Annotated in this window: 27 protein-coding genes, 9 pseudogenes and 1 riboswitch; of the genes and pseudogenes, 17 read left to right on the forward strand and 19 right to left on the reverse strand. The window is 68.9% G+C overall.

Annotated elements, in window-relative coordinates; genetic code table 11:
• The first annotated feature begins 40 nt into the window (after positions 1–40).
• Positions 41–778 carry a cobalt-precorrin-6A reductase gene (locus PWS46_RS24135; protein WP_434624139.1) on the forward strand — a complete coding sequence of 246 codons (738 nt, stop codon included), beginning with the start codon at positions 41–43 and terminating at the stop codon, positions 776–778.
• Between the two features lie 160 nt (positions 779–938).
• On the opposite strand, the gene PWS46_RS24140 is transcribed toward PWS46_RS24135, so the two are convergent.
• From PWS46_RS24140 to PWS46_RS24205, 14 genes and pseudogenes are all read right to left on the reverse strand, one after another.
• A complete protein-coding gene (locus tag PWS46_RS24140) occupies positions 939–1,259 on the reverse strand; it encodes a hypothetical protein (protein ID WP_434624426.1) in 321 nt (106 codons plus the stop codon).
• Positions 1,260–1,405: 146 nt separating this feature from the next.
• Complete coding sequence (locus PWS46_RS24145) at positions 1,406–1,693, reverse strand: hypothetical protein (protein ID WP_434624428.1); 288 nt, start codon at positions 1,691–1,693, stop codon at positions 1,406–1,408.
• A gap of 130 nt (positions 1,694–1,823) precedes the next feature.
• A pseudogene (locus tag PWS46_RS24150) lies at positions 1,824–2,066 on the reverse strand (SAM-dependent methyltransferase); the annotation flags it as partial.
• Between the two features lie 32 nt (positions 2,067–2,098).
• On the reverse strand, positions 2,099–2,362 hold the full coding sequence (locus PWS46_RS24155; RefSeq protein ID WP_434624141.1) for a hypothetical protein: 264 nt from the start codon (positions 2,360–2,362) through the stop codon (positions 2,099–2,101).
• A gap of 79 nt (positions 2,363–2,441) precedes the next feature.
• A pseudogene (locus PWS46_RS24160) lies at positions 2,442–3,079 on the reverse strand (precorrin-8X methylmutase).
• A 15-nt stretch (positions 3,080–3,094) separates the two neighbouring features.
• Complete coding sequence (locus PWS46_RS24165) at positions 3,095–3,280, reverse strand: hypothetical protein (RefSeq protein ID WP_434624143.1); 186 nt, start codon at positions 3,278–3,280, stop codon at positions 3,095–3,097.
• Positions 3,281–3,759: 479 nt separating this feature from the next.
• The gene (locus tag PWS46_RS24170; RefSeq protein ID WP_434624430.1) at positions 3,760–4,110 is read right to left on the reverse strand and encodes a hypothetical protein; all 351 of its coding nucleotides are present in this window, start codon (positions 4,108–4,110) and stop codon (positions 3,760–3,762) included.
• 166 nt (positions 4,111–4,276) lie between these two features.
• Positions 4,277–4,474: pseudogene (locus PWS46_RS24175) on the reverse strand (precorrin-3B synthase); the annotation flags it as partial.
• Positions 4,471–4,614: a cobaltochelatase subunit CobN gene (locus PWS46_RS24180; RefSeq protein ID WP_434624145.1), complete on the reverse strand. Its 144-nt coding sequence runs from the start codon at positions 4,612–4,614 to the stop codon at positions 4,471–4,473. The gene PWS46_RS24180 and the pseudogene PWS46_RS24175, both read right to left, overlap by 4 nt.
• A complete protein-coding gene (locus tag PWS46_RS24185) occupies positions 4,557–6,503 on the reverse strand; it encodes a cobaltochelatase subunit CobN (RefSeq protein ID WP_434624147.1) in 1,947 nt (648 codons plus the stop codon). The genes PWS46_RS24180 and PWS46_RS24185 overlap by 58 nt, the downstream gene beginning before the upstream one ends.
• 46 nt (positions 6,504–6,549) lie before the next feature.
• Positions 6,550–7,412 (reverse strand): annotated as a pseudogene (locus tag PWS46_RS24190) (cobaltochelatase subunit CobN); the annotation flags it as partial.
• Between the two features lie 625 nt (positions 7,413–8,037).
• Positions 8,038–9,085: pseudogene (gene cobW / locus PWS46_RS24195) on the reverse strand (cobalamin biosynthesis protein CobW); the annotation flags it as partial.
• 77 nt (positions 9,086–9,162) lie between these two features.
• The gene (locus PWS46_RS24200) at positions 9,163–9,720 is read right to left on the reverse strand and encodes a CbtA family protein (RefSeq protein ID WP_434624149.1); all 558 of its coding nucleotides are present in this window, start codon (positions 9,718–9,720) and stop codon (positions 9,163–9,165) included.
• Between the two features lie 129 nt (positions 9,721–9,849).
• Complete coding sequence (locus PWS46_RS24205; protein ID WP_434624151.1) at positions 9,850–10,056, reverse strand: CbtB domain-containing protein; 207 nt, start codon at positions 10,054–10,056, stop codon at positions 9,850–9,852.
• Positions 10,057–10,099: 43 nt separating this feature from the next.
• Positions 10,100–10,322, reverse strand: a riboswitch (cobalamin riboswitch).
• Between the two features lie 341 nt (positions 10,323–10,663).
• On the opposite strand from PWS46_RS24205, the gene PWS46_RS24210 reads away from it, so the two are divergent.
• From PWS46_RS24210 to PWS46_RS24260, 11 genes and pseudogenes are all read left to right on the forward strand, one after another.
• On the forward strand, positions 10,664–11,398 hold the full coding sequence (locus PWS46_RS24210; protein ID WP_434624153.1) for an ABC transporter ATP-binding protein: 735 nt from the start codon (positions 10,664–10,666) through the stop codon (positions 11,396–11,398).
• Between the two features lie 24 nt (positions 11,399–11,422).
• A complete protein-coding gene (locus PWS46_RS24215) occupies positions 11,423–12,145 on the forward strand; it encodes an ABC transporter ATP-binding protein (RefSeq protein WP_434624156.1) in 723 nt (240 codons plus the stop codon).
• Positions 12,146–12,298: 153 nt separating this feature from the next.
• A pseudogene (locus PWS46_RS24220) lies at positions 12,299–13,506 on the forward strand (ABC transporter substrate-binding protein).
• A 184-nt stretch (positions 13,507–13,690) separates the two neighbouring features.
• Positions 13,691–14,580 (forward strand): annotated as a pseudogene (locus PWS46_RS24225) (branched-chain amino acid ABC transporter permease).
• A gap of 61 nt (positions 14,581–14,641) precedes the next feature.
• The gene (locus PWS46_RS24230) at positions 14,642–15,553 is read left to right on the forward strand and encodes a branched-chain amino acid ABC transporter permease (RefSeq protein WP_434624405.1); all 912 of its coding nucleotides are present in this window, start codon (positions 14,642–14,644) and stop codon (positions 15,551–15,553) included.
• Positions 15,554–16,446: 893 nt separating this feature from the next.
• Positions 16,447–16,845, forward strand: a pseudogene (locus PWS46_RS24235) (sigma 54-interacting transcriptional regulator); the annotation flags it as partial.
• Entirely contained in the window at positions 16,782–17,027 is a 246-nt protein-coding gene (locus tag PWS46_RS24240; protein WP_434624407.1) for a hypothetical protein, read from the forward strand. The pseudogene PWS46_RS24235 and the gene PWS46_RS24240, both read left to right, overlap by 64 nt.
• 106 nt (positions 17,028–17,133) lie before the next feature.
• Positions 17,134–17,367 carry a helix-turn-helix domain-containing protein gene (locus tag PWS46_RS24245; RefSeq protein ID WP_434624409.1) on the forward strand — a complete coding sequence of 78 codons (234 nt, stop codon included), beginning with the start codon at positions 17,134–17,136 and terminating at the stop codon, positions 17,365–17,367.
• Between the two features lie 31 nt (positions 17,368–17,398).
• On the forward strand, positions 17,399–17,992 hold the full coding sequence (locus tag PWS46_RS24250; protein WP_434624158.1) for an IclR family transcriptional regulator: 594 nt from the start codon (positions 17,399–17,401) through the stop codon (positions 17,990–17,992).
• Positions 17,970–18,260 (forward strand): hypothetical protein, encoded by a 291-nt coding sequence (locus PWS46_RS24255; protein WP_434624160.1) that lies wholly within the window; start codon positions 17,970–17,972, stop codon positions 18,258–18,260. Before PWS46_RS24250 ends, PWS46_RS24255 begins: the two co-directional genes overlap by 23 nt.
• 475 nt (positions 18,261–18,735) lie before the next feature.
• A complete protein-coding gene (locus PWS46_RS24260; protein ID WP_434624162.1) occupies positions 18,736–18,888 on the forward strand; it encodes a hypothetical protein in 153 nt (50 codons plus the stop codon).
• Between the two features lie 280 nt (positions 18,889–19,168).
• Here the strand turns inward: PWS46_RS24260 and PWS46_RS24265 are convergent, their stop codons facing one another.
• Together PWS46_RS24265 and PWS46_RS24270 are read right to left on the reverse strand one after the other, a co-directional pair.
• Complete coding sequence (locus PWS46_RS24265; protein ID WP_434624164.1) at positions 19,169–19,567, reverse strand: LysE family transporter; 399 nt, start codon at positions 19,565–19,567, stop codon at positions 19,169–19,171.
• 20 nt (positions 19,568–19,587) lie between these two features.
• Complete coding sequence (locus tag PWS46_RS24270; RefSeq protein WP_434624166.1) at positions 19,588–19,821, reverse strand: hypothetical protein; 234 nt, start codon at positions 19,819–19,821, stop codon at positions 19,588–19,590.
• Positions 19,822–20,034: 213 nt separating this feature from the next.
• Between PWS46_RS24270 and PWS46_RS24275 the strand changes: the two genes are divergently transcribed.
• From PWS46_RS24275 to PWS46_RS24290, 4 genes are all read left to right on the forward strand, one after another.
• The gene (locus PWS46_RS24275) at positions 20,035–20,292 is read left to right on the forward strand and encodes a hypothetical protein (protein ID WP_434624167.1); all 258 of its coding nucleotides are present in this window, start codon (positions 20,035–20,037) and stop codon (positions 20,290–20,292) included.
• Positions 20,259–20,882 carry a BMP family lipoprotein gene (locus PWS46_RS24280; protein ID WP_434624169.1) on the forward strand — a complete coding sequence of 208 codons (624 nt, stop codon included), beginning with the start codon at positions 20,259–20,261 and terminating at the stop codon, positions 20,880–20,882. Before PWS46_RS24275 ends, PWS46_RS24280 begins: the two co-directional genes overlap by 34 nt.
• A 306-nt stretch (positions 20,883–21,188) precedes the next feature.
• Positions 21,189–21,908 carry an ATP-binding cassette domain-containing protein gene (locus tag PWS46_RS24285; protein ID WP_434624171.1) on the forward strand — a complete coding sequence of 240 codons (720 nt, stop codon included), beginning with the start codon at positions 21,189–21,191 and terminating at the stop codon, positions 21,906–21,908.
• Between the two features lie 254 nt (positions 21,909–22,162).
• Positions 22,163–22,735 carry a hypothetical protein gene (locus tag PWS46_RS24290; protein WP_434624174.1) on the forward strand — a complete coding sequence of 191 codons (573 nt, stop codon included), beginning with the start codon at positions 22,163–22,165 and terminating at the stop codon, positions 22,733–22,735.
• Between the two features lie 27 nt (positions 22,736–22,762).
• Here the strand turns inward: PWS46_RS24290 and PWS46_RS24295 are convergent.
• Positions 22,763–23,513, reverse strand: a pseudogene (locus PWS46_RS24295) (IS5 family transposase).
• Between the two features lie 261 nt (positions 23,514–23,774).
• Complete coding sequence (locus PWS46_RS24300; RefSeq protein ID WP_434624176.1) at positions 23,775–24,203, reverse strand: VOC family protein; 429 nt, start codon at positions 24,201–24,203, stop codon at positions 23,775–23,777.
• A 117-nt stretch (positions 24,204–24,320) separates the two neighbouring features.
• Here PWS46_RS24300 and PWS46_RS24305 point away from each other — a divergent pair, with 117 nt between their 5' ends.
• Positions 24,321–25,205 carry a LysR substrate-binding domain-containing protein gene (locus PWS46_RS24305; RefSeq protein WP_434624178.1) on the forward strand — a complete coding sequence of 295 codons (885 nt, stop codon included), beginning with the start codon at positions 24,321–24,323 and terminating at the stop codon, positions 25,203–25,205.
• A 12-nt stretch (positions 25,206–25,217) separates the two neighbouring features.
• On the opposite strand, the gene PWS46_RS24310 is transcribed toward PWS46_RS24305, so the two are convergent.
• Positions 25,218–26,075 (reverse strand): urea carboxylase-associated family protein, encoded by an 858-nt coding sequence (locus tag PWS46_RS24310; RefSeq protein ID WP_434624180.1) that lies wholly within the window; start codon positions 26,073–26,075, stop codon positions 25,218–25,220.
• Positions 26,076–26,109 lie beyond the last annotated feature (34 nt).

Consider the following 26,109-nt stretch of genomic DNA (forward strand, 5'->3'; position numbering starts at 1 on the left):
GCTATCCATGGCGCCGATCCTGAGGGGTGGGGAGGGGGAATTGGTCAAGGTCCTGATCCTGGGCGGCACGACGGAGGCGACGGCGCTGGCAAAGCGTCTGGCCGGCCATCCGCGCATCGACGCCCGCGTGTCGCTGGCCGGCCGCACGAAGAATCCGGTGCTGCCGCCGCTGCCGACCCGTATCGGCGGTTTCGGCGGGATGGGGGGCTTGATCGATTACCTGCGCACCGAGGGCATCGAGGTGGTGATCGACGCGACGCATCCCTTCGCGGATCAGATCTCCGCCAACGCCGCCGCGGCCTGCGCGCGGGCGGGTATGCCGTTGCGAGTCCTGACCCGGCCTGCCTGGGTGGCGGGGCCGGGCGACCGCTGGATCGCCGTGCCGGACATGGCTGCTGCGGCACTGGCTTTGCGCGACCTGGGCGACACCGTGTTCCTGACCATCGGCCGGCAGGAGGTCGCGGCTTTCGAGGCGATGCCCGACAAGCGCTACCTGATCCGCGCGGTGGACCCGCCGGAACCGATGCCGGCCCTGCCGCGCATGAGCCTGATTCTCGACCGTGGCCCCTTCACCCTGGAGGGCGAACTGGCGTTGATGCGCGGGGAGCGGGTGGAGGTGGTCGTCAGCAAGAACAGCGGCGGACGCGCCACCGACGCGAAGCTGCAGGCCGCGCGGGAGTTGGGCCTGCCGGTGGTGATGGTGGAACGGCCGGCGGGCAACGGTGTGGCGGAACTGCACGGGGTGGAGGACGCGGTGGGGTGGCTGGAGAGGATGTGAGGCCCCTACCCGCAGAATCTCCCTCTCTCCCCCGGGGAGAGGGTCGGGGTGAGGGGATGCACCGCGTGCCTTCCGGAGAATCCTCGCCGCGCGTCCCCTCACCCAGCCCTCTCCCCGGGGGAGAGGGTTACTCGCGGTGGGTTGTTCGTCACACCCATCCTCACCCCCGATAGTGCCGGGGCGTATACACCCAGCGCCCGCCGTCCGCCCGCGCGACAAAGCGGGTGTGCGAGGCGCCGATGATGACCAGCGTGCGCATGTCGGCCTGCTCCGCCCGCACCTCTCCCAGCGTGGTCACCGTCAGCTCCTCGTCCGGGCGGCCGACGGCGCGGCCCAGGACGATGGGGGCCTCAGGCGCGCGGATGTCGCGCAGCGCGTCGAAGGCGGCGCCAAGCTGCCAGGGCCGGGCGCGGGAGATCGGGTTGTAGAGCGCGATGACGAAATCCGCCTCCGCCGCCAGACGCAGGCGCCGCAGCACCACCTCCACGGCTTCAGATTGTCGGACAGCGAAATGGCGCAGAAATCATGACCCAGCGGCGCCCCGGCCCGCGCGGCTGCCGCCTGCATGGCGGAGACGCCGGGGTCGACGGACAGCGGAACAGCACGCCACGCCTCGGGGCGTCCGGATCATCCAGCGCCTCGAAGACGGCGGCGGCCATGGCGAAGATGCCGGGGTCGCCGCCCCGAAACCACCGCCACCCGCCGGCCCTGCGCCGCAAGATCCAGCGCGAAGCGGGCGCGGTCCAGTTCCACCCGGTTGTCGGAGGCATGGCGTACCTGATTCCCCGGCGGCACGCGGTCGACGGGGAAATAGCCGACAAGGTCGGTCGCCTCGGCCAGATCGCGCCGGGCCTCGGGCGTCAGCCAATCCTCGGGGCCGGGGCCCAATCCCACGACTTTCAGCCAACCAGTCATCCCCGCTTGCCCTCGCCCGGAATGACGATCTGGGAGAAGTAGGGGCGACGTCCGGCGCCTCCAGGAAGGGCATGAAACGCTGTTCGTCCATGCTGGCGCGCTCCACGTACCAGGCCCGCTCGGCCAGCCCGGCGGCGGCGATGGCGCGGCGGACCTTCGGCAAATTCTGGCCCAGCTTCATCACCACGCAGGCATCGGCGGCGGTCAGGGCACGGACCAGCGACTCCTCGTCCAGCGTGCCGGGGATCACCGACAGCACGTCGTCGCGCAGCATCAGCGGGCGCGGCAGCAGGGACGCGCTGCACACCATGCTGGTGACGCCGGGGATGACCTCCGTCGCGAACCGGCCGGACAGCCGCAGGAACAGGTGCATGAAGGAGCCGTAGAAGAACGGATCCCCCTCGTTCAGCGCGCGGCGACGGAGCGGCCGGCGGCCAGATGGGCGGCGATGCGCTCGGCGGACTCGTCGAAGAAGGCCTCGATCTGACGGCCATAGTCCGGGTGGGTCGGCGGCAGTTCCACCGTCACCGGATAGACCATCGGCAGCTCGATCTGGTCGGACCTGATAGCCTGATCGGCGATGCGGCGGGCCTGCCCCCTCGTGCCGCGCTTGCAGAAATAGGCGACGACCGGACAGGCGCCGATGGTGCGCACCGCCTTCAGCGTCATCAGTTCCGGGTCGCCGGGGCCGACGCCGACGCCGAACAGGGTGCCCAGGGAGGGGGATTGGGGGTGGGGATTTCGCCGCTCATTCCACGTCGCTCGCCAGGGCGTTGACGGCGGCGGCGGCCATGGCGCTGCCGCCGCGCCGGCCGCGGATCGCCAGATAGGGCACGCCGAAGGGGTTCTCTGCCAGCGCCTCCTTGCTTTCCATCGCGCCGACGAAGCCGACGGGAAGCCCAGGATCGCCGCCGGCTTCGGCGCACCCGCGGCCAGCATTTCCAGCAGATAGAACAGCGCCGTCGGCGCATTGCCGATGGCGACCACCGAGCCGCCCAGCCGGTCGCCCCACAGGTCGAGCGCGGCGGCGGAGCGGGTGTTGCCGATGCTCTTGGCCAGATCGGGCACGTTGGGATCGCGGAGCGTGCAGACCACCGCGTTGTCGGCCGGCAGGCGGGCGCGGGTCACGCCGTGGGCGACCATCTCACTGTCGCAGAGGATCGGCGCGCCGGATCGAAGAGCCGTCCGGGCGGCGGCACCGACGTCGGTGGAGAACAGCAGGTCCTGCGCCGCATCGACCATGCCGCAGGCGTGGATGACGCGCACCGCCACCGGCTTCAGGTCGTCGGGGATGGCGGACAGGTCGGCCTCCGCCCGAATGGTGGCGAAGGACTGGCGGTAGATGGCCGCTCCGTCGCGGATATAGTCGTAGAGCGGCTCAGGCACCGGTGGACTCCTCGGTCAACAGATCCGCGACGCGGGCCACGGCGTCGGCGGGGACAGGCCGGTGTGCCCTTGCATATCGCTGGCGGCGTCACCGGGTTTTGCGTTCAGGGCGACGTCATACACGCCGTCGCGGGCGGTCAGGGTGACATCGGCGATGGCGGGATGGGCGCAGCCCTTGGCGCAGCCCGACACATGCACCATTCGCACCGCGTCCAGCAAGTGGCCAGCGCGGTCGGCGATGGCGAGCGCGGTAGCATGGGTGTCGGTGGTGCCGACATCGCAACCGCCGGCCCGCTGCAGGCCGTCAGCTTCAGCCGGCGGTCGGTGTGCGACAGGATGGCGCTGTGGGCTTTGGCAATGCCTTCGGCGTCGGCGGCAGGGGCGACGGAGGAGGAGGCGCGCCAGGGGGGTGATGCGGATCTCGGTGCAGGCGGAGGCGAGCGCGGCGAGGGTGCCGGCGGTGAGGCGGCCGAAGGGGAAAGCGATGGTGAGGAAGGCCGGCGCTACCCCAACGCGGCATCCCTTCTCCCCCGGGAGAAGGTTAGGATGAGGGGTTCGGCATCGCCGAGATCCATGAGATGCGTCACCCTCACCGATCCTCTCCCGCTTTCTGCGGACCAGAGGTCCGCCTGTCGCGTCAGCGCAAACGAAGTTTGCGCGTGAACGGGGGAGAGGAGAAGTCAGGGGGAGAGGCGCTTGCCGATCTCTTCAATTCCAATCGCCGCGACCAGTCCTGCCATGCGGCGCGGCGGCTCCGGCAGCGACGCGCGCAACTCCAGAAAGGCCCGCCCCAGCGCCGACGCCACGTCCGCCACATCCTCGGCCCGGCACAAGCCCAGCAGCGCGGCCTTCGCCAGCGTCCCGCCCAGCGACACCCGGAACCGCTCGGCATCCACCGCATCGAACCGTACATCCGTGCTGCTGTCCGCCAGATGCCCGAACCCGCCGCCGCAGACCAGCCAGCCGAACTTCGGCGGCAGGCCGTGCAGCACCGTATCCTCCGCAAGCCGCGCGTCGAGCGTACGTGCCACTCCCTCCCCGTACGTCCATCGCCGCTGTGGGGTCCAGCCCGGCGGTGGGCGAGCACAGGACGTTGCGCACCGCCTCGCTCGCCTCGTCGCTCGAGACGTAGCCCATGGCACGCAAGGCGTCGGTCACCGGTTCCAGCGCGTCGTCGGCGATGCCGCGGAGTTGCAGGTTGCCGCGATGGCTGAGGTCGATCAAACCGTTGCCGTAACGATCACCCAGTTCCGCAATGCGGCGGGCATGCCCGGCAGGCAGCACGCCGGCAGGGACGCGGACGCGCAGCAGGAACCCGTCGCCGACCCGCATTGGCGCCAGCACGCCGGGGCAGGTGCCGCGGCGTCTCGGCTGGTTGGCGACAGGGTTGGTCATGCGGCGGTCTCCCGGAGGCGCTGCAGATCCTCCGCGGTGGAGTTGCGGCGGGGATGCCACAAGCCGCGGTCGAGCGCCTCGCTCATGCGCGCCAGAATGTGCCGGGCGGCGGCCGGATTGGCATGCGACAGGAAGTCCACACCTCCGCATCCTCGACGTACGCGTCATACAGCTGGTCGAAATGGGCGGGACGTACGGCATCGGTGGTGGCGGCGAAGGCGAACAGCGTGTCGACGCCGGCCGCCAGCTCCGCCGCCCCGCGATAGCCGTGTCGCATCATGCCCCGGATCCAGCGCGGGTTGGCGGCCCGGCCGCGCAAGGTGCGGGCGATCTCCTCCGCCAGGGTGCGGACGGCGAGCTTTTCCGGATCGGCGCTGTCGAGATGATAGAGCGCCGGTTCGGAGTCCTCCAGCGCGGCGGCGGCGGCGATCCGCCTTCGAACTGCATGAAGCCGTCGGTGGACAGAACGTCGTGCTCGCGCTGGTCCTGATGGTGGACCAGCGCGTCGGCCCCGCCGACCCGGCGACGGAACAAAGCGGCAGGGGTACCCCTCCAGCCCGGCACCATAGGCGTGGCAGCCGCCCTCCAGATAGGCGGCGCCGAAATCGGCCCGCGCCGTCCAATCGCCGCGCGCGATCATGCCGGACAGCGCCGTGCCGTAAATGCCGGGCGCGGCGCCGAAGATGCGGGCGGTGGCCCAGCGGCGGGCGTCCTCGGCAGCGGTGCCGGATGCGGCGAGGCGCCGTTCCGCGGCCCGCGCGGTGGCGGCCAGCGGGTTGGTGTCGTCCGGCTCGTCCAGCCCGGCGACGGCGCGCACCGCCTGGTCGAACAGGGCGATCTGCTGCGGAAAGACGTCGCGGAACAGGCCGGAGATGCGCAGCGTCACATCCACCCGCGGGCGGCCGAGCACGCCGGCCGGCATGATCTCGTAGCCGGTGACGCGGCCGGAACCGTTCTCCCAGATCGGGCGGACGCCCAGCAGGGCCAGCGCCTGGGCCAGTTCGTCGCCGCCGGTGCGCATCGCCGGGGTGCCCCAGCAATCCACCACCAGCCGGCGCGGCCAGTCGCCATGATCCTGGAGATGGCGGGTGATCAGCGCGTCCGCCGCCTGCCAGCCGAGCGTCCAGGCGGTCGGCGTCGGCACCCCGCGCGGGTCGAGCGCATAGAGGTTGCGGCCGGTCGGCAGCGTGTCCGCGCGCCCGCGCGCCGGGGAGCCGCCAGGGCCCGGACGCACGAAACGGCCGTCCAGCCCCTCGAGCAACGCCCGCATCTCCGCCTCGCCGCAGGCATCGACAGCGGTGGCGACGGCGAGCGGATCGGCGGTGCGGGCAACGGCGGCGGTCAGGCGGTCGCGGCGGTCGCCGGTCGGGCTGTGGCCGAAGACGTGCAGGCCGTCGCGGATCTGCAGCTCCTTGATATCGCAGAGATGGGCGTCCAGCCGCGACAGGATGGCGTCGGGATCGTCGTCAGGGCGTAGGTTGCAGTCGGCGGCGACGCCGGATTTCCAGGCAAGGTCGAGGATCGTCTCGCGCAGCATGCCAAGTCGCCGCGGATCGAGCCCGGTCGCCTGCGAATACTCGTCGATGGCGGTTTCCAGGGCGGCAAGCTCGCCGTAGAGACCGGATTCGACCGGCGGCGGGGTCAGGTGGCCGATCAGCACGGCGCCGAGGCGGCGGCGGGCCTGCACGCCCTCGCCGGGATTGTTGACGATGAAGGGATAGAGGGTCGGCAGGGCGCCGCCGACGATCTCCGGCCAACAGTCTGCCGACAGCGCCACCGCCTTGCCCGGCAGCCATTCCAGCGTGCCGTGGGCGCCGATCTGCACCAGGGCATGGATGCCGACGGCATGGCGCAGCCACAGGTGGAAGGCGAGATAGCCGTGGCTGGGAGGCGTATCGGGATCGTGGTGCTGGGAGGTTGTCGGGGCCCGTGGCCGCGGCTGGGCTGCACCGCCACCACGGCATTGCCGCAGGGCAGGATGCGGAAGGCGAAGGTGCCGTCGCGGCAGGCCGGGTCGGCGGCGGCTCACCCCAGGTTTCGGCGATGCGGGCGCGGATGTCCGGCGGGGCAAGGCGCTGGTAATCGGCCAGCGACAGCGTCGGGGTGGGCGTGGCGGTGAGGGCCGCCATCAACGCCGCGCCGCTGTCCGGAATGGCGGACATGCCGTAGCCCTCGGCGGACAGGCGGCGGAGCATCGCGATGGTGCTCGCCGGGCTGTCGAGGCCCACCGCATGGCCGATGCCGCCGCCGGGTCCGGGATAATCGGACAGGACCAGCGCCAAGCGGCGCTCCGCCCGCGCGGTGCGGGACAGGCGGACCCAGCTGGCCGCGAGGTCGGCGGTGAAGGCCACGCGGTCTGGGATCGGGCGCAGGGCAGGCGCGGCGAATTGCAGGTCGGGGTCGGGGTCGCCCGCCGCCTTGAAGGCGATGGCGCGGGCGATGATGCGGCCGTCCATCTCCGGCAGCACGACGTTCATGGCGAGGTCGGACGGACCCAGCCCGCGCGAAGACGCCTGCCAGCCGGCTTCCGGCGTGGTGGAGAGGATGGCCTGCAGCACCGGGCTGCCGTTGGCCTCCAGCGGCGAGCCGTCGTCGCGCGCCGCGGAAAAGGCGGTGGTGTTGACGACCACGGCGGCGTTCCGGGCGATCAGGCTGGCGCGCATCCAGGCGGCGCAGTCCGGCTCCTTCAGGCTGGCGACGAACAACGGGCGGGGCTGAGTCCACGCTCGGCCAGCGCGTCGCACAGCGCGTGGACCGGGGCGAGGTCGCCGGCCAGCAGGTGGGAGCGGTAGAAGACCACCGCGGCGACCGGGGCATCGGCGCGAATGGGACCGCTCCAGCCCTCGTATCGCGCACCGAAGCGCGGGACCGGGGCGGGCTCGTCATGGGGCAGGGGCGTGCCGGCCAGCGTCGCGGCGCAGGCCAGCAGATGGGCCATATTGGCCGGGCCGCCCTCGGTGAAATGGGCGCCAGAGGCGGTCGGCGGTCTCGGACGGGATGGTGCCGTAAGCGGTGAGATTGGGGTCGGGCTGCGCCTCTCCCGGCAGAACGGCCAGCGGGATGCCGCGCTCGCGGCAGAGGGCGGAGAGGCGGTCCAGGCCGTAGCGCCAGTAACCGCTGCCGCCGAGCAGGCGCAGGACCACCAGTTTCGCCTTGGCAACGATGTTCTCGGCGTAAAGGTCGACCGACGGGGATGGCCCAGCCGGTTGAGGTTGGCGAGGCGGAAGCTGGGCAAGCGGTCGCGCCCGCCCGCCACGCGGCGGCGAGCGCGGTCAGGTCGCTGTCGGAGAAGGACAGCATCACGAGGTCGGCCGGCGTCTGTCCCAGATCTTCCGCCTGGGGGCCGGCGTCCAGTTCATCCTGGCGGGCGGCGAGCAGGTGCATGGTTTGATGTCCAGGGAGCGGAGACGCTTGCCCCCACCCTAACCCTCCCCCGCTGGGCGGGGAGGGGACTAAGCGCTTGTGCAGATGAGTAGCGGCAGTCCCTCCCCGCCCAGCGGGGAGGTTAGGTGGGGTCTAACGCTGCAAGACGCGACGACCAATCCAGCTCCTACCCAACAACGCGCCCTGGTCACCGCATCGCGGTCCAGCCCGGTCTCGCCGATCACCACCAGACGGCTGCGGCGCTCCTCGCCGGGCTTCCACAGGCGGTCGTAATGGGTCTGGATGCGGGTGCCGACGCCCTGGACCAGCAGGCGCATCGGTTGCCGGGCACGTCGATGAAGCCCTTCAGACGCAGCACGCCATGCAGACCGGCGACCTGTTCCAGCGTCATCGCCAGACGGGCGGGGTCGGGCTGCGACGGCAGTTCCACCACGAAGCTGGTGAAGTCGTCGTGGTCGTGGCCCTCTTCGTCGTCATGGTGGCTGGGACGGTTGGCGAGGTCGTCCTCCACCGCCGCGCCGACGCCGAGCAGGACCAGCGGATCGACGGCGCCCTGCGACGCGCGGACCAGCTTGGCGTCGCGGCCGACCGCATGGCTCAGCGCGCTGCGGATCAGCTCCTCGACGCGGGCGAGGTCGCCGGCGGCGACCAGATCGGTCTTGTTGACGACGATCAGGTCGGCGCAGAGCAGCTGGTCCTCGAACACCTCTTCGATCGGCGTTTCGTGATCGACTGTGCCGGCGGCGTCGCGCTGGGCCTCCAGCGCGGCGGGATCGGGGGCGCGCGGCCCTCCGCCGCCGCGGCGGCATCCACCACGGCGATGACGCCGTCGACGGTGACCCGCGTCTTGATCGCCGGCCAGTGGAAGGCCTGGACCAGCGGCTTGGGCAGGGCGAGACCACTGGTCTCGATCACGATGTGCTCGGGCGGTTCCGGCCGGGCCAGCAGCTTCTCGATGGCCGGCACGAAATCGTCGGCGACGGTGCAGCACAGGCAGCCGTTCGCCAGCTCGATCACATCGTCTTCGGTGCAGGTCGGGTTGCCGCAGGCGCGCAGGATGTCGCCGTCGATGCCGACATCGCCGAACTCGTTGATGATCAGCGCAAGCCGGCGGCCGTCGGCCTTTTCCAGCAGGCCACGGATCAGCGTGGTCTTGCCGGCGCCGAGGAAGCCGGTGATGACCGTCGCCGGAACCTTGCCGGCGGCCGTTTTCGCAACTGCGGACATGGGCTTCCTTCCTTAACGCGCGCCGGGCTGGACCCGCAGGGCCGGGCGGGACTCGCTCTCGCGGACCAGACCGCTCATCAGCCAGCCGCAGGCCGAGCCCAGGATCGCCCAGAACAGGGCGGCCCCGCCGAGAGAGGCGGTGACGAAGCGGGCGGCCAGTTCCGGCGGAACCGCACCTTCGGCGCTTTCCGGATGGGGGCGCCGATCAGATGGGGCAAGGCTGCGACCAGGATGGCGGCGGCGATGACCAGACGGTTGCGGGCGAAGGCGAGCGCAGCCAGGCCGGCACCTGCCCCGGCGGCTGCGGACAGCCACCAGAGCTGCCGCAGTTCAAGCTCCGCCCCGGCCATGCCCGGCAATTCCGGGGCCAAGCCGAAGGAGGGCGCCAGCGAGACGGCGACGAAGCCGCCCATGCCCCAAACCAGCCCGCGCCGGGCATCGACCGGCCGGCCGGCCAGCAGGATCGCCGCACCCAGCAGCAAGGCATAGGCGACGCCGGTCAGCAGGTTGGCGACGATGGTCAGGCCGATGCGCTGTATCGCCTCGTCCAGCGTGGTCGGCACGCCTTCGCCGATCTCGCGCACGGGGCCGTGCTGATGCGACGATTCGGGCGATCCGGCGGGTGGGGTCACCACCTCGTATTTCTCGGCTTCGAGGATCAGCGGGACGGTCGTCGCCTGCTGACGGACGCGGCCGTGCCGGAGAGCACGCCCGCGACCAAAGCGGCTGTGAACAGCCGCCGGATCAGATCCATGACCCGCTGCTTAGTGGCAGGGGAACGCGAAGGAATGACGGGCGTCGTGGGCCGCGTCGTGGATCTGCTGCGGCTGGGCGAAGCCGACGCCGTACAGCAGGAAGCTGCCGAGCAGGATCGCGGCAAAGGCAGCGACCGCGGCCTGGGCGGCGCTATAGGTAGCGGCGCTGCGGGTCGCGGAGCCGGCGGCAACGGTGTTGATCGAACGGGTGGTCATCGAAGACATCCTTGCTCTCCCGCCACACCCGGCGGGGTTGGAAAGGTTGAAACATCCGCCGGCAGGTTTCCTGGCTCGCGGGTCGCCGCATCGCCGTCCGCCTTCCCGGCCCGCGAAAGGCCAGTGGCATGATGGACGGGACGCTCGCCGCTTACAGTTGCGGGGGCAGCCGCGGCATTGGCGCTTCCAGGAAGCACCGCACCGCATTCCCTATTATCCCCGCCGTCCGTCAGGACGGCAGGGGCACCGTCGGACGGCCACCATCGCAGTGCCGCGCACGTTTGGCAAGCCCACAATAAGGCGTCTGTCGCACGGACGATCTTGCACGCCGACATTTTGAATGCTGTCATGTTTGGCGGACAGAGTGTCCGGAAATCCGACACTTTCCGGTGCTAGGGTGAGCGAGTGGACGGAGGACGCCGCAGCGAAACCGGTGGAGAAACAAAGGGGCCGACGGCCCGACCGAAGCGAACCCGGCCGTGGCACGCTTCGTGCGTACAACAATCGGTGAAACGTCCCGCCGCATGGCGGCTCCCGGGGAGGCCCGGTCATAAGCGCCGGGCGTAAGCCCGGAAATAAGGACGAACGGGAGGAGAATTCGCGACCGATGAACGCCGCACCGAACGACGACATCATCCTGGAAGCGCGCAACCTGACGAAGGAGTTCAAGGGGTTCGTGGCGGTGAAGGAGGTAAACCTGCAAGTGAAGCGGGGCACCATCCACGCGCTGATCGGCCCGAACGGCGCCGGCAAGAGCACGGTGTTCAACCTGCTGACCAAGTTCCTGACGCCGACGCGCGGTCAGATCCTCTACAAGGGCCGCGACATCACCCGCACCAAACCGGCCGACATCGCGCTGATGGGGCTGGTCCGCTCCTTCCAGATCTCGGCCGTCTTCCCGCATCTCAGCGTGCTGGAGAATGTCCGCGTCGCCCTGCAGCGGCCGCTCGGCACCAGCTTCCATTTCTGGAAGTCCGAGATCGTCGCTCTACGACCTGCACGACCGGGCGCTGGAGCTGATCGAGGCGGTCAACCTCACCCCTGGGCCGGTCACACCGCCGCCGAGCTGCCCTATGGCCGCAAGCGCGCGCTGGAGATCGCCACCACGCTCGCGCTCGACCCCGAGGTGATGCTGCTCGACGAGCCGCTGGCCGGCATGGGCCATGAGGACATCGAGGGCACGGCGGCGCTGATCAAGCGCGTCGCCGCCGACCGCACCGTGCTGATGGTGGAGCACAACCTGTCGGTCGTCGCCCACCTGTCGGACACCATCACCGTTCTGCGCCGCGGCGAGATCCTGGCGGAGGGGCCGTACGAGGTCGTCTCAAGAACCCGCAGGTGATGGAAGCTTATATGGGGACCGGACATGCCTGACGGCGCGATGACCAAAACGGCGATGCTGGAGATCGCCGACCTGCACGGCTATTACGGCGAGAGCCATGTGCTGCACGGCGTCAGCCTGGAGGTGCGGCAGGGCGAGGTGGTGACGCTGCTCGGCCGCAACGGCGCCGGCAAGACCTCCACCATGCGCGCCATCATGGGCATCATGGGCAAGCGCACCGGCTCCATCCGTTTCCAGGGCCAGGAGCTGATCGGCATGGCCCAGCACAAGATCCCGCGGCTCGGCATCGGTTATGTGCCGGAGGAGCGCGGGATCTTCTCCAGCCTCAGCGTGGACGAGAACCTGACCCTGCCGCCGGTGGTCAAGGAGGGCGGGATGACGGTCCCGCAGATTTACGACCTGTTCCCCAACCTGAAGGGCCGCGGCTCGACGCAGGGCACGCGCCTGTCGGGCGGCGAGCAGCAGATGCTGGCGATCGCCCGCATCCTGCGCACCGGCGCCACCCTGATCCTGCTGGACGAGCCGACCGAGGGTCTGGCCCCGGTCATCATCGAGCAGATCGGCGTCGCCGTGCGTGCCTTGAAACAGCGCGGCTTCACCATCGTGCTGGTGGAGCAGAACTTCCGCTTCGCCGCCACCATCGCCGACCGCCATTACGTGATGGAGGAGGGCCATGTGGTGGACATGATCCCCAACGACCAGCTCGACGCCAACATGGACAAGCTCCACACCTATCTCGGCGTGTAGGGCGTCCAGCCATCTGACATCGCCGGCATGAACGTCGCCTTGGCCCGCAATTCGGGGCCGGGGCGGCGAACTGCCGCAGCTTGTCCGATTACGGCCACAGGGACCCGCGAAGGGAACCGGCCGACAATAAAACCAAGAGGGAGAGACCTTCTGATGCGCACGCTTCTTCTCGCCGGCACCGCCCTGCTGACGCTCGCCGGAACCGCGATTCCGGCTTCTGCCCAGGTGTCGGACAACGTCATCCGCATCGGTGTGCTGAACGACCGTTCCGGCATCTACGCCGATCTCGCCGGCGAAGGCTCCGCCATCGCCGCCCGGATGGCGGCGGAGGAGTTCGGCAACAAGGTCGCCGGCGCCCCGGTCGAGATCGTCGTCGCCGACCACCAGAACAAGGCCGACATCGCCGCGTCGAAGGCGCGCGAGTGGGTGGACACCGGCGGCGTCGACGTCATCGCCGACGTGCCGAACTCCGCCGCCGCCCTGGCGGTGCAGGGCATCGCCAAGGACAAGAAGCGCATCTTCCTGATGTCCGGTCCCGGCGCCACCGCGCTGAGCGGCGCGCAGTGCAGCCCCTACGGCTTCCAGTGGACCTACGACAACTATGCCATGGCCGCCGGCACCGGCCGCGCCCTGTACGAGCAGGGCAAGAAGAAGTGGTTCTTCGTGACCGCTGACTACGCCTTCGGCCAGTCGCTGGAGGAGGAGACCTCCAAGATGGTGAAGTCGCTGGGCGGCACCATCGTCGGGTCGGTGCGCCATCCGCTCGGCACCTCCGACTTCTCGTCCTTCCTGCTGCAGGCGCAGGGGTCGGGCGCCGACGTGATCGGTCTGGCCAATGCCGGCGGCGACACCGTCAACGCCGTCAAGCAGGCGTCCGAATTCGGCATCACCCAGGCGGGCCAGAGCCTGGCCGGCCTGCTGATGTTTATCACCGACGTGAATGCGCTGGGTCTGCAGTCGGCGCAGGGGCTGATGCTGACGACCGGCTTCTACTGGGACACCGACGACCAGACCCGCGAATGGTCGAAGAAGTTCGAAGCCAAGGCCGGCAAGAAGCCGACCATGGTGCAGGCCGGCGTCTACCGGCGGTGAAGCATTATCTGAAGGCTGTGGAAGCCGCCAAGACGGACGACGCCGACAAGGTCGCCGCCAAGATGCGCGAACTGCCGGTCGAGGACATGTTCGCCAAGAAGGGCAAGATCGCCGCCAACGGCCGCATGTTCCACGACATGTATCTGGCCCAGGTGAAAACCCCGGCCGAGTCGAAGGGTCCCTGGGACTATTACAAGATCGTCAAGACCATTCCGGCCGACACCGCCTTCATGGACCCGAAGCAGAGCGGCTGCCCGCTGGTGAAGTGAGGGGAGTCGGAGTTAGACCCCACCCTGACCCTCCCCGCTAACGCAGGGGAGGGGATTGGTGCTGTACGCCGACAAGGTCCTGTCCCCCTCCCCCGCCCAGCGGGGAGGGTCGGGGTGGGGGCAATCAACGACCACTCACCCCAAGAACAACAACCAACACCAACGAACCGGGAGAAATGCGGAGATGGTCAGCCTGCTGGGAATCCCGCCCCAAGTGCTGTTCGGGCAGCTTCTGCTCGGCCTGATCAATGGGTCCTTCTATGCGCGCTGCTCAGCCTCGGGCTGGCGGTGATCTTCGGCATGTTGAACGTCATCAACTTCGCCCATGGCGCGCTCTACATGGTCGGCGCCTTCGTGGCGTGGCTGCTGCTGACCTATGCCGGCATCGGCTATTGGGGCGCGCTGGTGATCGCGCCGGTGGTGGTCGGGCTGCTCGGCATCCTGCTGGAAAAGACGATGCTGTCGCGGCTCTACAAGCTGGACCATCTCTATGGGCTGCTGCTGACCTTCGGGCTGGCGCTGATCCTGGAGGGTGCGTTCCGCCACCAGTACGGCGTGTCGGGCCAGCCCTATCCCATCCCCACAGCCCTCCAGGGCGGGCAGAATCTGGGCTTCATGTTCCTGCCGAATTATCGCGGCTGGGTCGTCGTCGCCTCGCTGATCGTCTGCTTCGGCACCTGGTTCGCCATCGAGCGGACGAAGCTGGGCGCCTATCTGCGCGCGGCGACCGAGAACCCGACGCTGGTCCAGGCATTCGGCATCAACGTGCCGGTGATGGTGTCGCTGACCTACGGCTTCGGCGTGGCGCTGGCCGGGCTGGCCGGCGTGCTGGCGGCGCCGATCTATCAAGTGTCGCCGCTGATGGGCACCAACCTGATCATCATCGTCTTCGCGGTGGTGGTGATCGGCGGCATGGGGTCGATCCTGGGCGCCATCGTCACCGGCCTCGGGCTGGGGCTGCTGGAGGGGTTGACCAAGGTCTTCTATCCCGAAGCGTCCAACATCGTCGTGTTCGTCGTGATGGCGATCGTCCTTCTCATCAAGCCCGCGGGCCTCTTCGGACGGGAGCGTTGATCCAATGACCGTCGCCAGCAATTCCACCCGCGTCGCTGTCCGGGGGCCGGCCATCGGCACGATGCTGATCGCCGCCGTCCTGCTGCTGCTCGCGCTCGCGGCACCCTTCGTGCTGTATCCCGTCTTCCTGATGAAGGTGCTGTGCTTCGCGCTGTTCGCCTGCGCCTTCAACCTGCTGATCGGTTTCGCCGGCCTGCTCAGCTTCGGCCATGCCGCCTTCTTCGGATCGGCGGCCTACATCGCTGCCCACACCGTGAAGGAATGGGGCTGGGCGCCGGAGGCAGGTCTGCTCGCCGCCACAATCGTCGCCGGGCTGATGGGGCTGGTCTTCGGCCTGATCGCCATCCGCCGGCAGGGCATCTATTTCGCCATGATCACCCTGGCGCTGAGCCAGATGGTGTTCTTCCTGGCGCTGCAGCTGCCCTTCACCCACGGCGAGGACGGCATCCAGGGCGTGCCGCGCGGCCTGCTGTTCGGGCTGTTCGACCTCAGCCAGCCGCTGACCATGTACTACACCGTGCTGGCGATCTTCGTCGCCGGCTTCGCCCTGATCTGGCGCACGGTGCATTCACCCTTCGGTCAGGTGCTGAAGGCGATCCGCGAGAACGAGCCGCGCGCGGTGTCGCTCGGCTACCGCACCGACCGCTACAAGCTGGTCGCCTTCGTGCTGTCGGCCTCGCTGGCCGGGCTCGCCGGCGGAACCAAGGCCATCGTGTTCCAGCTCGCCAGCCTGACCGACGTGACGTGGCAGATGTCGGGCGAGGTGGTGCTGATGACGCTGCTGGGCGGCATGGGCACGCTGTTCGGGCCGGTGGTCGGTGCCGGGCTGGTGGTGACGCTGGAAAGCTACCTCGCCTCCACCAGCCTGCCGGTGCCGGTGGTCATCGGCTGCATCTTCGTCGTCTGCGTCCTGCTCTTCCGCCGCGGCATCGTCGGCGAGCTGATGGCCCGCCTGCCCAAGCGGGGACACTGAGTCCGCGGTCTTCTCCGTAACTCCCCAGGGGGACCGGAAGGTCCCCCTCTTTTCCCCACCCCTACCCGTCCGGGTTGAAAGACCCAAAAGGAAACGGGGTTATGGCGGAGGATGTAGAGAACTCGTCCGGCTTGCCTTTCTAAAAAGCGGCCCGGACCGGCACGCGGCAAAGCTTTGATCTGATGAACGGGTGCGGATCGACCCCGCGCACCCGACCGGATCTGTGCGCCTTCCTTTTAATCCGACGGATGGGCTACTATGTTGACCTCTGATATTGTTGGCAAATTGCGTTGCAATGCAGCAGGCCCCAAGGCCGGCGCCGCAATGGGCCTCGACACCGGGACGACAAAGATCGGTCCCGTTTGGGAGGTGACGTGGGCGACACCGTCGATTTCGAAGCGTTGCGCCAGCGGGCGGTCCATTCCCTGTTCGAGCATCTGGAATCCATGTGCGTCGGTGCCGTCGCCGTCGACCACACCGGCCGCATCGCCTGGATGGACGAGAAGTACAAGGCGCTGCTGGGCGTTCCCGGCGACCCGCGCGGCCGGCAGGTGGAGGACGTCATCCCCAACAGCCAGTTGCGCCGGGTGATCGACAGCGGCCAGCCGCAGCCGCTGGACATCATGGAATTCGACGACCGCTCCTTCGTGGTGACGCGGATGCCGCTGTTCGGCATCGACGGCTCGATCATCGGCGCCATCGGCTTCGTGCTGTTCGACCGCGCCGAATATCTGCGCCCGCTGGTCCGCAAATACGAGAAGATGCAGGAGGAGCTTGCCCGTACCCAACAGGAGCTGGCGCACGAGCGGCGGGCCAAATACTCCTTCTCGCAGTTCCTCGGCGCCAGCGAGTCGATCCGCGAGATCAAGCGGCTGGGCCGCCGCGCCGCGCAGATGGACAGTACCGTCCTGCTGCTGGGCGAAACCGGGACGGGGAAGGAGCTGCTGGCCCAGGCCATCCATTCCGCCAGCCCGCGTGCGTCCAAGCCCTTCGTCGGCGTCAACGTCGCCGCCATCCCGGAAACCCTGCTGGAAGCGGAGTTCTTCGGCGTCGCCCCCGGCGCCTACACCGGCGCCGACCGCCGTCACCGCGAAGGCAAGTTCCAGCTCGCCAACGGCGGTACCCTGTTCCTCGACGAGATCGGCGACATGCCGCTGCCGGTCCAGGCCAAGCTGCTGCGCGCGTGCTGCAGGAGCGCGAGATCGAGCCGCTCGGTTCCAACAAGGTGGTGCGGGTCGATGTGCGCATCATCGCCGCCACCAGCCGCGACCTGCACGCCCTGGTGCGCGAAGCAGTTCCGCGCCGACCTCTATTACCGCTTGAACGTGGTGCCGATCACCCTGCCGCCGCTGCGCGACCGGCCGGAGGACATCGAGAGCATCGCCGACCGCATCCTGGAACAGTTGGCGATCCAGCAGGGCACCCCGCCGCGCGAGCTGCTGGAATCGGCGGTGCAGGTGCTGCGCGACTATGACTGGCCCGGCAATGTGCGCGAGCTTTACAACACGCTGGAGCGGGTGGTGGCGCTGACCGACGCGCCGATCCTGACCGCGCCGCACATCCGCAGCGTGCTTCCCGGCATGCAGCATCCGGCCGGCGCCTCCGCCCTGCCGCTGGCGGCGGGCGCGCGGCCGTTGCAGGAGGTGCTGCACGCCGCCGAACGCCATGCCATCGCCGCCGCGCTGGAGGAGGCGAATGGCGTCAAGGCGCGGGCGGCGAAGCTGCTGGGCATTTCGCGCGCGTCGCTGTACGAACGCATGATGACGCTGGGGCTGGGGCGACGCAGTGATGCGGGAGTAAGCCGCAGGCCGTAAATTCCGCATCGCGAAACCTTGTTCCATTGACGTGCTGCCCATCCGCTGGCAGGATCGTTCCGCGATCTTTGCGGGAGGGTTCGAGCATGCGCAGGCGGAAGAGGCTCTGGTCGCCGACGATCTGGCGGACGACGAGAAGGACCCGCGCTTCGTCACGGCACTGGCCCGTGGGCTGGAACTGCTGCGCGCCTTCCGCCGCAACGAATCGATGCTCGGCAATCTGGAATTGGCGCAGCGCACCGGCCTGCCCAAGCCGACGGTGTCGCGGCTGACCTACACGCTGTCGAAGCTGGGCTATCTCGCCTACGACCAGAACACCGGGAAATACCGGCTCGGCACCTCGGTGCTGGCGCCGCGCCGCCTGTCGGGCATGGGCATCCGGCAGGTCGCCCGGCCGCTGATGCAGGAGTTGGCCGACCAGACCGGGCTTGCGGTGGCGCTGGGCGGGCGTGACCGGCTGAGCATGATCTATCTGGAATGCTGCAAGGCGACCGGGCCGATCACGCCTGTCGCTCGACGTCGGCTCCCACATCAAGCTGTCGACCACCGGCATGGGCCGCGCCTATCTGGCCGCCTTGCCGGAGGCGGAGCGCGCACCGCTGATGGCGAAGCTGGAGGAGCATGAGGGGGAGCGCTGGCCGGAGATCCGCGACGGCATCCTCCAGGCCATCGGCGGATTACCGGACGCGCGGCTGTGCCGCTCCATCGGCGCCTGGAAGTCGGAGGTGCATGCCGTCGGCGTCCCCTTCGTGCCGCGCGACGGGTCGCAGGTGCTGGCCTTCAACTGCGGCGGCCCGGCCTTCATGGTCGATCTGAAGAAGCTGGAGGAGGAGTTCGCGCCGCGGCTGGTGGCGATGGTCCGGCGGATCGACGCGGCGCTGTTCAACGGGTGACCGGTTTCTCCGCGTGCCCCCACCCTAACCCTCCCCGCCCTCGGCCGGCCAAAGGCCGGTCCGATCGCGGAGAGGGAACTCCGCCGCACTCCCGCAAAGCTCCTACCCCCCTCTCCCTCGAAGAGGGGAGGGATGGGAGGGGGCATTAGAAGCCGACTCCAAACCGACACGGGAACCCCCAACCACAGCGGACCGTTTTCCCGATACGGGTCATCTCGACCGGTGGGGAAGGACGGAACGGCATGGATGGTGGGTTGACGGACTGGTTGGTGCAGGTGATGCACCATCTTCACTATATCGGGATCTTCCTGCTGGTGGCGCTGGCGCGGGTGTTCCCGCCGCTCCCCGCCGAGTCGGTCATCCGCTGGCGGGCATCGGGGCGGCGACGGGCGAGTTCTCGCTGGTCGGGATCGCCGTTGCCGGCGGGCTTGGCTCGCTCGCCGGCCAGTTGGTCTGGTTCCTGCCGAGCCGGCTGATGGGCCGTGAGCGGCTCGAGGCGTTCCTGAAGAAATACGGCCCCTGGCTGACCATCGACCCGAAGAAGGTTCGGCGGAGCACCGACTGGTTCGCCAAGCGCGGCGGGCTGGCCGTGCTGTTCTCGCAGCCGGTGCCGGGGTGCGGACGCTGATCTCCATCCCGGCCGGCGCCTGCAAGATGTCGATCCTGAACTATTCGCTGGCGTCGGGCATCGGCTCGGTGCTGTGGACGCTGCTGCTGGCCTGGACCGGCCCATGCTGTCGACCTGGCCCTTCGCCCACCGGCTGGTCGGCTATTTCACCGTCGGGCTGCTGGTGGTGCTGGTGGGCCTGTATCTGTGGCGGCTGGCCACGCACCTGCACCTGCTGCGCAAGGACCGTGCGGCCGGGAAGGCGGCATCCGCCACGCCCTCCGCCGGGAAGGCGCAACCGTCAGGCCGTGGCCATGCCGACGATGCCGGTGGCGGCCATCCCCAGCGCCCACAGGCCGAAGACGCCCAGCGCCACGCCGGTGCAGTGGTTCAGCATGGTCAGCCCGCGGTCGGAGATGCGGTGGCGCACGGCGGCGACCCCCATCGCCAGCGTCATCCACCACAGCGACGACCCGATGAAGACGCCCAGCACCAGGGTCGACGCCTCCAGCCGGTCCAGCGTGCCGCCCAGCCCGAAGCCGGCGAAGATGGCGATGAAGGCCATGATGGTCGCCGGGTTGGTCAGGGTCAGCGACAAGCCGGTCATGAAGCCGGTGAACCAGGATTTGCTGTCGGGGGCGGAGGCCGCCTCGCGCTCCTCCGCTTCGGGCTGCTGGCGGAAGGTGCGGATCGCCACCACCAGCAGGAAGATGCCGCCGATCAGCTGGAAGGCGATCTCGTGCCCGCGCGGAAGCTGAGCGCCGCCGATACGCCGAAGGCGGCGATGGCGCCATAGAAGGTGTCCGCCACCGCGGCGCCGAATCCGGTGAAGAAGCCCATCAGGGGGCCGTGCTGCAGGGTGCGGCGGATGCACAGCAGACCGATCGGCCCGACGGGTGCGGCGATGGCGAATCCGAGAACGATTCCCTGCAAAAGCACCCAGACTTCGTCCACCGAGCGTCGTCCCCGAATTCCTGTGGCCGGTCGTGCCGGTTTCCCGCGACCAGTTCGTCGCAAAGACCATCGGCGGGGTGATAAACGCCCCCGCCCCTGTCGTCAACCGGGGGCGCCGCGATCGCTGCACCGTATCAGGCGCTTTCCTGTTGTGCGGAATGATGGCGCGGTTATCCTTTGGGTCAAGTTTCCGCAGTCGGGAGTGGGTGGGACATGAAGACGCGTATTCTTGCCGGCATGCTGGCGATGACGGCGATCACGGCGGCCGGCGTTCCGGCCCTGGCCGACGATTTCTCGCCCGCGGTGGTGTTCGACCAGGGCGGCAAGTTCGACAAGTCCTTCAACGAGGCGGCCTATAACGGCGCCGAGCGGTTCAAGAAAACCGGCATCCCCTACCGCGAGTTCGAGATCACCAATGAAGGCCAGCGCGAGCGGCGATGCGCACGCTGGTCCGCCGCGGCGCCTCGGTGATCGTCGCCGTCGGCTTCTCGCAGACCGCGGCGGTGGACAAGGTGGCGAAGGAGTCGCCCAAGACCAAATTCTGCCTGATCGACGACAAGCTGGACGCCCCCAACGTCCAGTCCGTGACCTTCAAGGAGGAAGAGGGGTCCTATCTGGTCGGCATGGCGGCGGCGCTCGCCTCGAAGACCGGCAAGGTCGGCTTCGTCGGCGGCATGGACATCCCGCTGATCCGCAACTTCCTGACCGGCTACGAGCAGGGCGTGAAGCATGTCGCGGCGAACGACGAGGTGTTCGTCAACATGACCGGCACCACGCCGGCCGCCTGGAACGACCCCGGCCGCGGGGCGGAGCTGGCCAAGAGCCAGTTCTCGCGCGGGGCCGACGTGGTCTTCGCCGCGGCGGGCGCCACCGGTCTCGGCGTGCTGCAGGCGGCGGCCGATGCCGGCAAGCTGTCGATCGGCGTCGACAGCAACCAGAACCATGTCCATCCCGGCAGCGTCCTGACCTCCATGGTCAAGCGGGTGGACGTCGTCGTCTATGACTGCATGAAGGCGGCGAAGGACGGCAGCTGGAAGCCCGGCCACCGCGCGTCGGGCTGAAGGAGGACGCGCGTCGGCTATGCGTTGGACGACAACAACCGCAAGCTGATCACGCCGGAGATGGAAGCGAAGCTGGAAGAGGCGAAGAAGCAGATCATCGCGGCTCGCTGGCGGTCAAGCCGTACCAGCCGTAAGGCGTGGACTGAACGGCTCCCTTCACTGCACACGTGGTTTCCCGTCATCCCCGCGAAGGCGGGATCAGAGCTTCCAAAGCGACCCCTGTGGAAACGCCTGGATTCCCGCCGCCGCGGGAATGACGGAAAGGGATGGTTTCCGACTTTCGATGCCCCTCTCGAACGGTCCTTGATGACGCAGGCAAACGCGCAGATCGCCCTGGAAACGGTGGCGATCAACAAGTGGTTCGGCGCCAGCCATGCCAACCGCGACGTGTCGCTGGCGGTGCCGGCCGGGACGATCCACGGGGTGATCGGCGAGAACGGCGCCGGCAAGTCGACGATCGCGAGCATCGTCTACGGCTATCTGCGCGCCGACAGCGGGGAAATCCGGGTGAACGGCAATCCTGCCGCCATCCGGACCCCGCGCGACGCGCTGGCGGCCGGCATCGGCATGGTCCACCAGCACTTCATGCTGGTCGATCCCTTCAGCGTGCTGGAGAACGTGCTGCTGGGGGCGGAAGGCGGGGTCACCCTGGCCGGCGGCCTTGCCCGCGCACGCACGGACCTGACCCGGCTGGCCCGCGACTATGGGCTGGAGGTCGACCTCGACAGCCCGGTCGGCGATCTGCCGGTCGGCGCCCAGCAGCGGGTGGAGATCCTGAAGGCGCTCTACCGCGGCGCCGACATCCTGATCCTCGACGAGCCCACCGGCGTGCTGACCCCGCAGGAGGCCGACCATCTGTTCCGCATCCTGCGGGCGCTGCGCCAGCAGGGCAAGACGGTCATCATCATCACCCACAAGCTCCGCGAGATCATGGAGTTGACCGACAACGTCACGGTGATGCGGCGCGGGCGGTGGTCGCCAACGTCGCCACCGGAGACACCAGCCGGGAACAGCTGGCGGAATTGATGGTCGGCCGAAAGGTCCTGCTGCGCGTCGACAAGACGCCGGCCGAGCCGGCGCGGAGGTGTTGCGGGTCGAGGGGTTGCGGGTGCGCGATCCGTCGGGCGTGGAGCGGGTGAAGGGGGTCGGCCTGTCGGTGCGGGCCGGCGAGATCGTCGGAATCGCCGGGGTGTCCGGCAACGGCCAGTCCGAACTGCTGGAGGCGCTGGCCGGCATGCGGCCCATCGCCGGCGGCTCCGTCCGCCTGCGCGGGGAGGAGCTTGCCGGGCATCCCGAGCGCTTCAACGCCCGCGCGCTGCGCGGCGCTGGGTGTCGGCCATGTGCCGGAGGACCGGCAGAAGGTGGGGCTCGTCACCAGCTTCTCGGCGGAGGAATGCTCGATCCTGGGCTTCCAGGACGATCCGGCCTGGAGCGGCCGGGTGCTGATGGACCGCGAGGCCATCGCCGCCGACTGCGCCCGCCGGATGGAGGAATACGACACCCGCCCACGCGACGGGTCGCTGGCGGCGGCGAATTTCTCCGGCGGCAATCAGCAGAAGATCGTGCTGGCCCGCGAGATCGAGCGCAACCCCGACCTGCTGCTGGTCGGCCAGCCCACCCGCGGCGTCGACATCGGCGCCATCGAGTTCATCCACCGCCGGCTGGTGGCCCTGCGCGACCAGGGCAAGGCGATCCTGCTGGTGTCGGTGGAACTGGACGAGATCCGCGCCCTGTCCGACCGCATCGTGGTGATGTTCGACGGCCACATCGTCGGCGAGGTTATGCCGGACCAGGCGGACGAGAAGACGCTGGGGCTGATGATGGCGGGTGTGGGTGAGGGAGGTGCTGACTGACGAATGCCCCCACCCTAGGGCGTGTCGTCAGTTGAGCCAGATGACAGCCGACACGAGGTAAACAGCCGCCAAAAAGTGCTGGCAAGCTTGTCGTATCGAGTGGCAATGGCTCGGAAGCCCTTCATCTTGTTGAAGAATCGCTCGACGAGATTACGTTCGCGGTACAAGGCGAAATCGGTATCGCGGGCGATCAGCCGATTCGCCTTGGACGGGATGACGGGGACGATGTCGCGCTCCTTCAAGGCGTCGATCAAGGCGTCGCCATCATAGGCCTTGTCGGCGATGAGGGCCTGCGGCTCGACCGCGTCGAGCAGAGGGCGGCTTGGCTGAAGTCAGAGGCCTGACCGGGGGTCAGGGAGATCGCCACCGGGTTGCCCAAGGCGTCCACGATGGCATGGATCTTCGTCGTCAGCCCCCCTCGTGATCGGCCGATGGCTTGGCAGGCGCCCCCTTTTTCGCGCCCCGGCGCTGTGCTGGTGGGCGCGGACGATGGTCGCGTCGAGCATCATGTACTCGTTGTCGCCATCCTCGGCCAGGGCCTTGAAAAGGCGCTCGAACACCCCGCTCTCGCACCAGCGGCGGTAGCGGCGGTGGGTGTTCTTCCAATCCCCGAACCGGGTGGGCAGGTCGCGCCAGGGAATGCCAGCCCGGTAACGGTACAGCACCGCCTCGACAAACAGCCGGTTGTCCTTCGCCGTCCCCCGACATGGCCCGCCCGCCCCGGCAGAAAAGCCTGGACCCGATCCCACTGGTCGTCGCGCAAAGCATAGCGTCGCATCCGTCGGCCCTCCCGTCAGCCGACCTTCTATGAATCACGCATTCCTACCGCTGGGAATCCCATAACTGACGACACGCCCTAACCCTCCCCCGCTGGGCGGGGGAGGGGATAAGTGCTTGATTGTAAGAGCGGCGGCAGTCCCTCCCCCGCCCAGCTCTCGCACAAAGCTACGCTTTGTGCTGACGCGGCAGGCGGACCGTAGGTCCGCTGAGAGCGGGGGAGGATAGGTGGGGGTCTAACGCCGCAAGGAACCAGCTCCCCTCACTTCGCGAACAGCTGCGACATGTCCGCGAAGGCTTTGAACTCCAGCGCATTGCCGGCGGGGTCGAGGAAGAACATGGTGGACTGCTCGCCCACCTGACCCTTGAAGCGGGTGTAGGGCTCGATCACGAACTTCACGCCGGCGGCCTTCAGCTTCTCGGCCAGCGCGTCCCAATCGGCGGGCTGCAGCACGACGCCGAAATGCGGGACCGGCACGTCGTGGCCGTCCACCGGGTTGTGATGGGCCGGGGCGGCGTTCGGGTCGCGCGGCTTCAGGTGGGCGACGATCTGATGGCCGAACAGGTCGAAATCGATCCACTCGTCGCTGCTGCGCCCCTCCGGACAGCCCAGGACGGTGCCGTAGAACTGGCGGGCGGCGGCGAGGTCGTCGACCGGAAAGGCGATGTGGAAGGGCGTCAGCGTGGTCATCGGAGGGTGGCCTTCGGGGATGGCTGTTGGTGGACCCAGCAGAGCGTATCGCCGCGGACTTGACAAACGAGTTCTCGGGCAGAGATTTATGAGTTCAACTCATGATTCGGTTCATCCATGCCCGAACGCTCTCTCCCGTCGCTCAACGCCGTCCGCAGCTTCGTCGCGGTGGCCCGCCATCTCAGCTTCACCCGGGCGGCCGACGAGCTGGCGGTGACCCAGGGGGCGGTCAGCCGCATGATGCAGACCCTGCAGGCGGATCTGGGCGTCGAATTGATCCGCCGCGTCGGCCGCGGGATCGAGCTGACGCCGACCGGCGCCGCTTTCTATGGCGAGGCGTCGGCGGCGCTCGACCGCATCGCGGCGGCGGCGCGGGCGGCCCGCGCGCAGGAGGGCGGGGTGCTGCGGGTCAGCGCGCTGCCGACCCTGACCCAGCGCTGGCTGATCCCGCGGCTGAAGCGCTTCCAGGCGGACAATCCGGAAATTCAGGTCGAGGTGAGCATCGGCGAACATCGCGTCGATTTCGCCAAGGAGCGCATCGACGTCGCCATCCGCTATGGCGTGGAGGACTGGCCGGGGGCCGAGACGGCGACGCTGATGCCGGAGACGATGGGCGTCTTCTGCGCTCCGGCGCTGCTGGAGCAGGGGCCGCCGCTGCGCCATCCCGCCGATCTGGCGCAGCACCGGCTGTTGCAGCACACCACCCGGCCCGATTCCTGGCGCGTCTATCTCGGCGCCTTCGGCCTGCCGCTGCCGGACTCGGCGCTGTCGCTGGCCTTCGAACATTTCTTCATGATCATCGAGGCGGCGTCGGCCGGCATGGGGGTGGCCCTGCTGCCGGTCTTTCTGGTGCGGGAGGATGTGGCGTCGGGCCGGCTGGTCCAGCCGATGCCCGAGACCCTGCGCCCGCGCGGCTGCTACCTGATCGCCCACGCGCCGGGGGCCGAGCGGGCGCGGCGGGTGCGCCGCTTTAAGGACTGGCTGCTGACCGAGGTGGAGTAGGGTTTCACGCCCTCAGGCGGGGTCCTTCTCCCAGGACGGCGTCGGCAGCGTCATGCCGTGGTTGCCGCGATAGGCCGCGACCTCCGGCGACGACCAGCCCGCCAACTGCGCCGGGTCCAGCCGGTAGACCTCGACCCCCAGCGGGCGGCAGACCTCCAGCGGGTCGCGGGCGTCCGGACCCCACAGCGGCACGCTGAGGTCGCCGCCGGGGCAGGTCGACAGGGCGCAGAGCAGGTCGATCTCCGCGAAGAACTCCAGGAAATCGCCCTTCTTTGCCGGGCAGGCCTTCATGAAATACTTGTCCTCGGCGTTCAGCCCGGTGACCTGGAAGACGTTCAGCACGTCATGCACGTCGAATTCGGTCAGGCCGTAGGGGGCGACGGCGCGGGTCAGGTTGGAATGGCAGTGGTGGTGGAAATCCTCGCCCGTCAGCATGCGGTTTACGTAGGGATCGCAGCGGGTGCCCAGCAGGTCATGGACCCGGCCGCCATACTCGTCGATGCCGTAATCGGCCAGCGTGTCGTTGGTGATCGTCGCCAGCGGCCGCAGATAGGGCAGGGTCGACCATAGCCGGTCGAAGGTGCTGACATGTGCCTGCTGAAGCTGCCGCGTGCGCGAGGCCCAGAACCGTTCGCGCGGGTTGTGGCGGTTCCAGATGTTCAGGTCGGCGACCTGCGGCCCCTCGATTGTGACGATGCGGAAGACGTGGCCGGCCGGCACGGTCCAGGCGCGGCCGGAGCGGATCGGCACGACGAAGCTGTCCACCAGCTCCCGCCCGCCCGTCTCCGACCCGATACGCCCGTAGAAGTCGCGGTCGACGTCGAGCGCCGAGCCTTTGCTGGCCTGATAGGCGGCGGGATAGCTGGGCATCGCGGACTCCTGACAGGTTTCCGGGCTGGGAGAC

Origin of the sequence: Azospirillum sp. B2RO_4 (assembly GCF_051124815.1) — a bacterium.
In the GTDB taxonomy this organism is placed as follows: Bacteria; Pseudomonadota; Alphaproteobacteria; order Azospirillales; family Azospirillaceae; genus Azospirillum.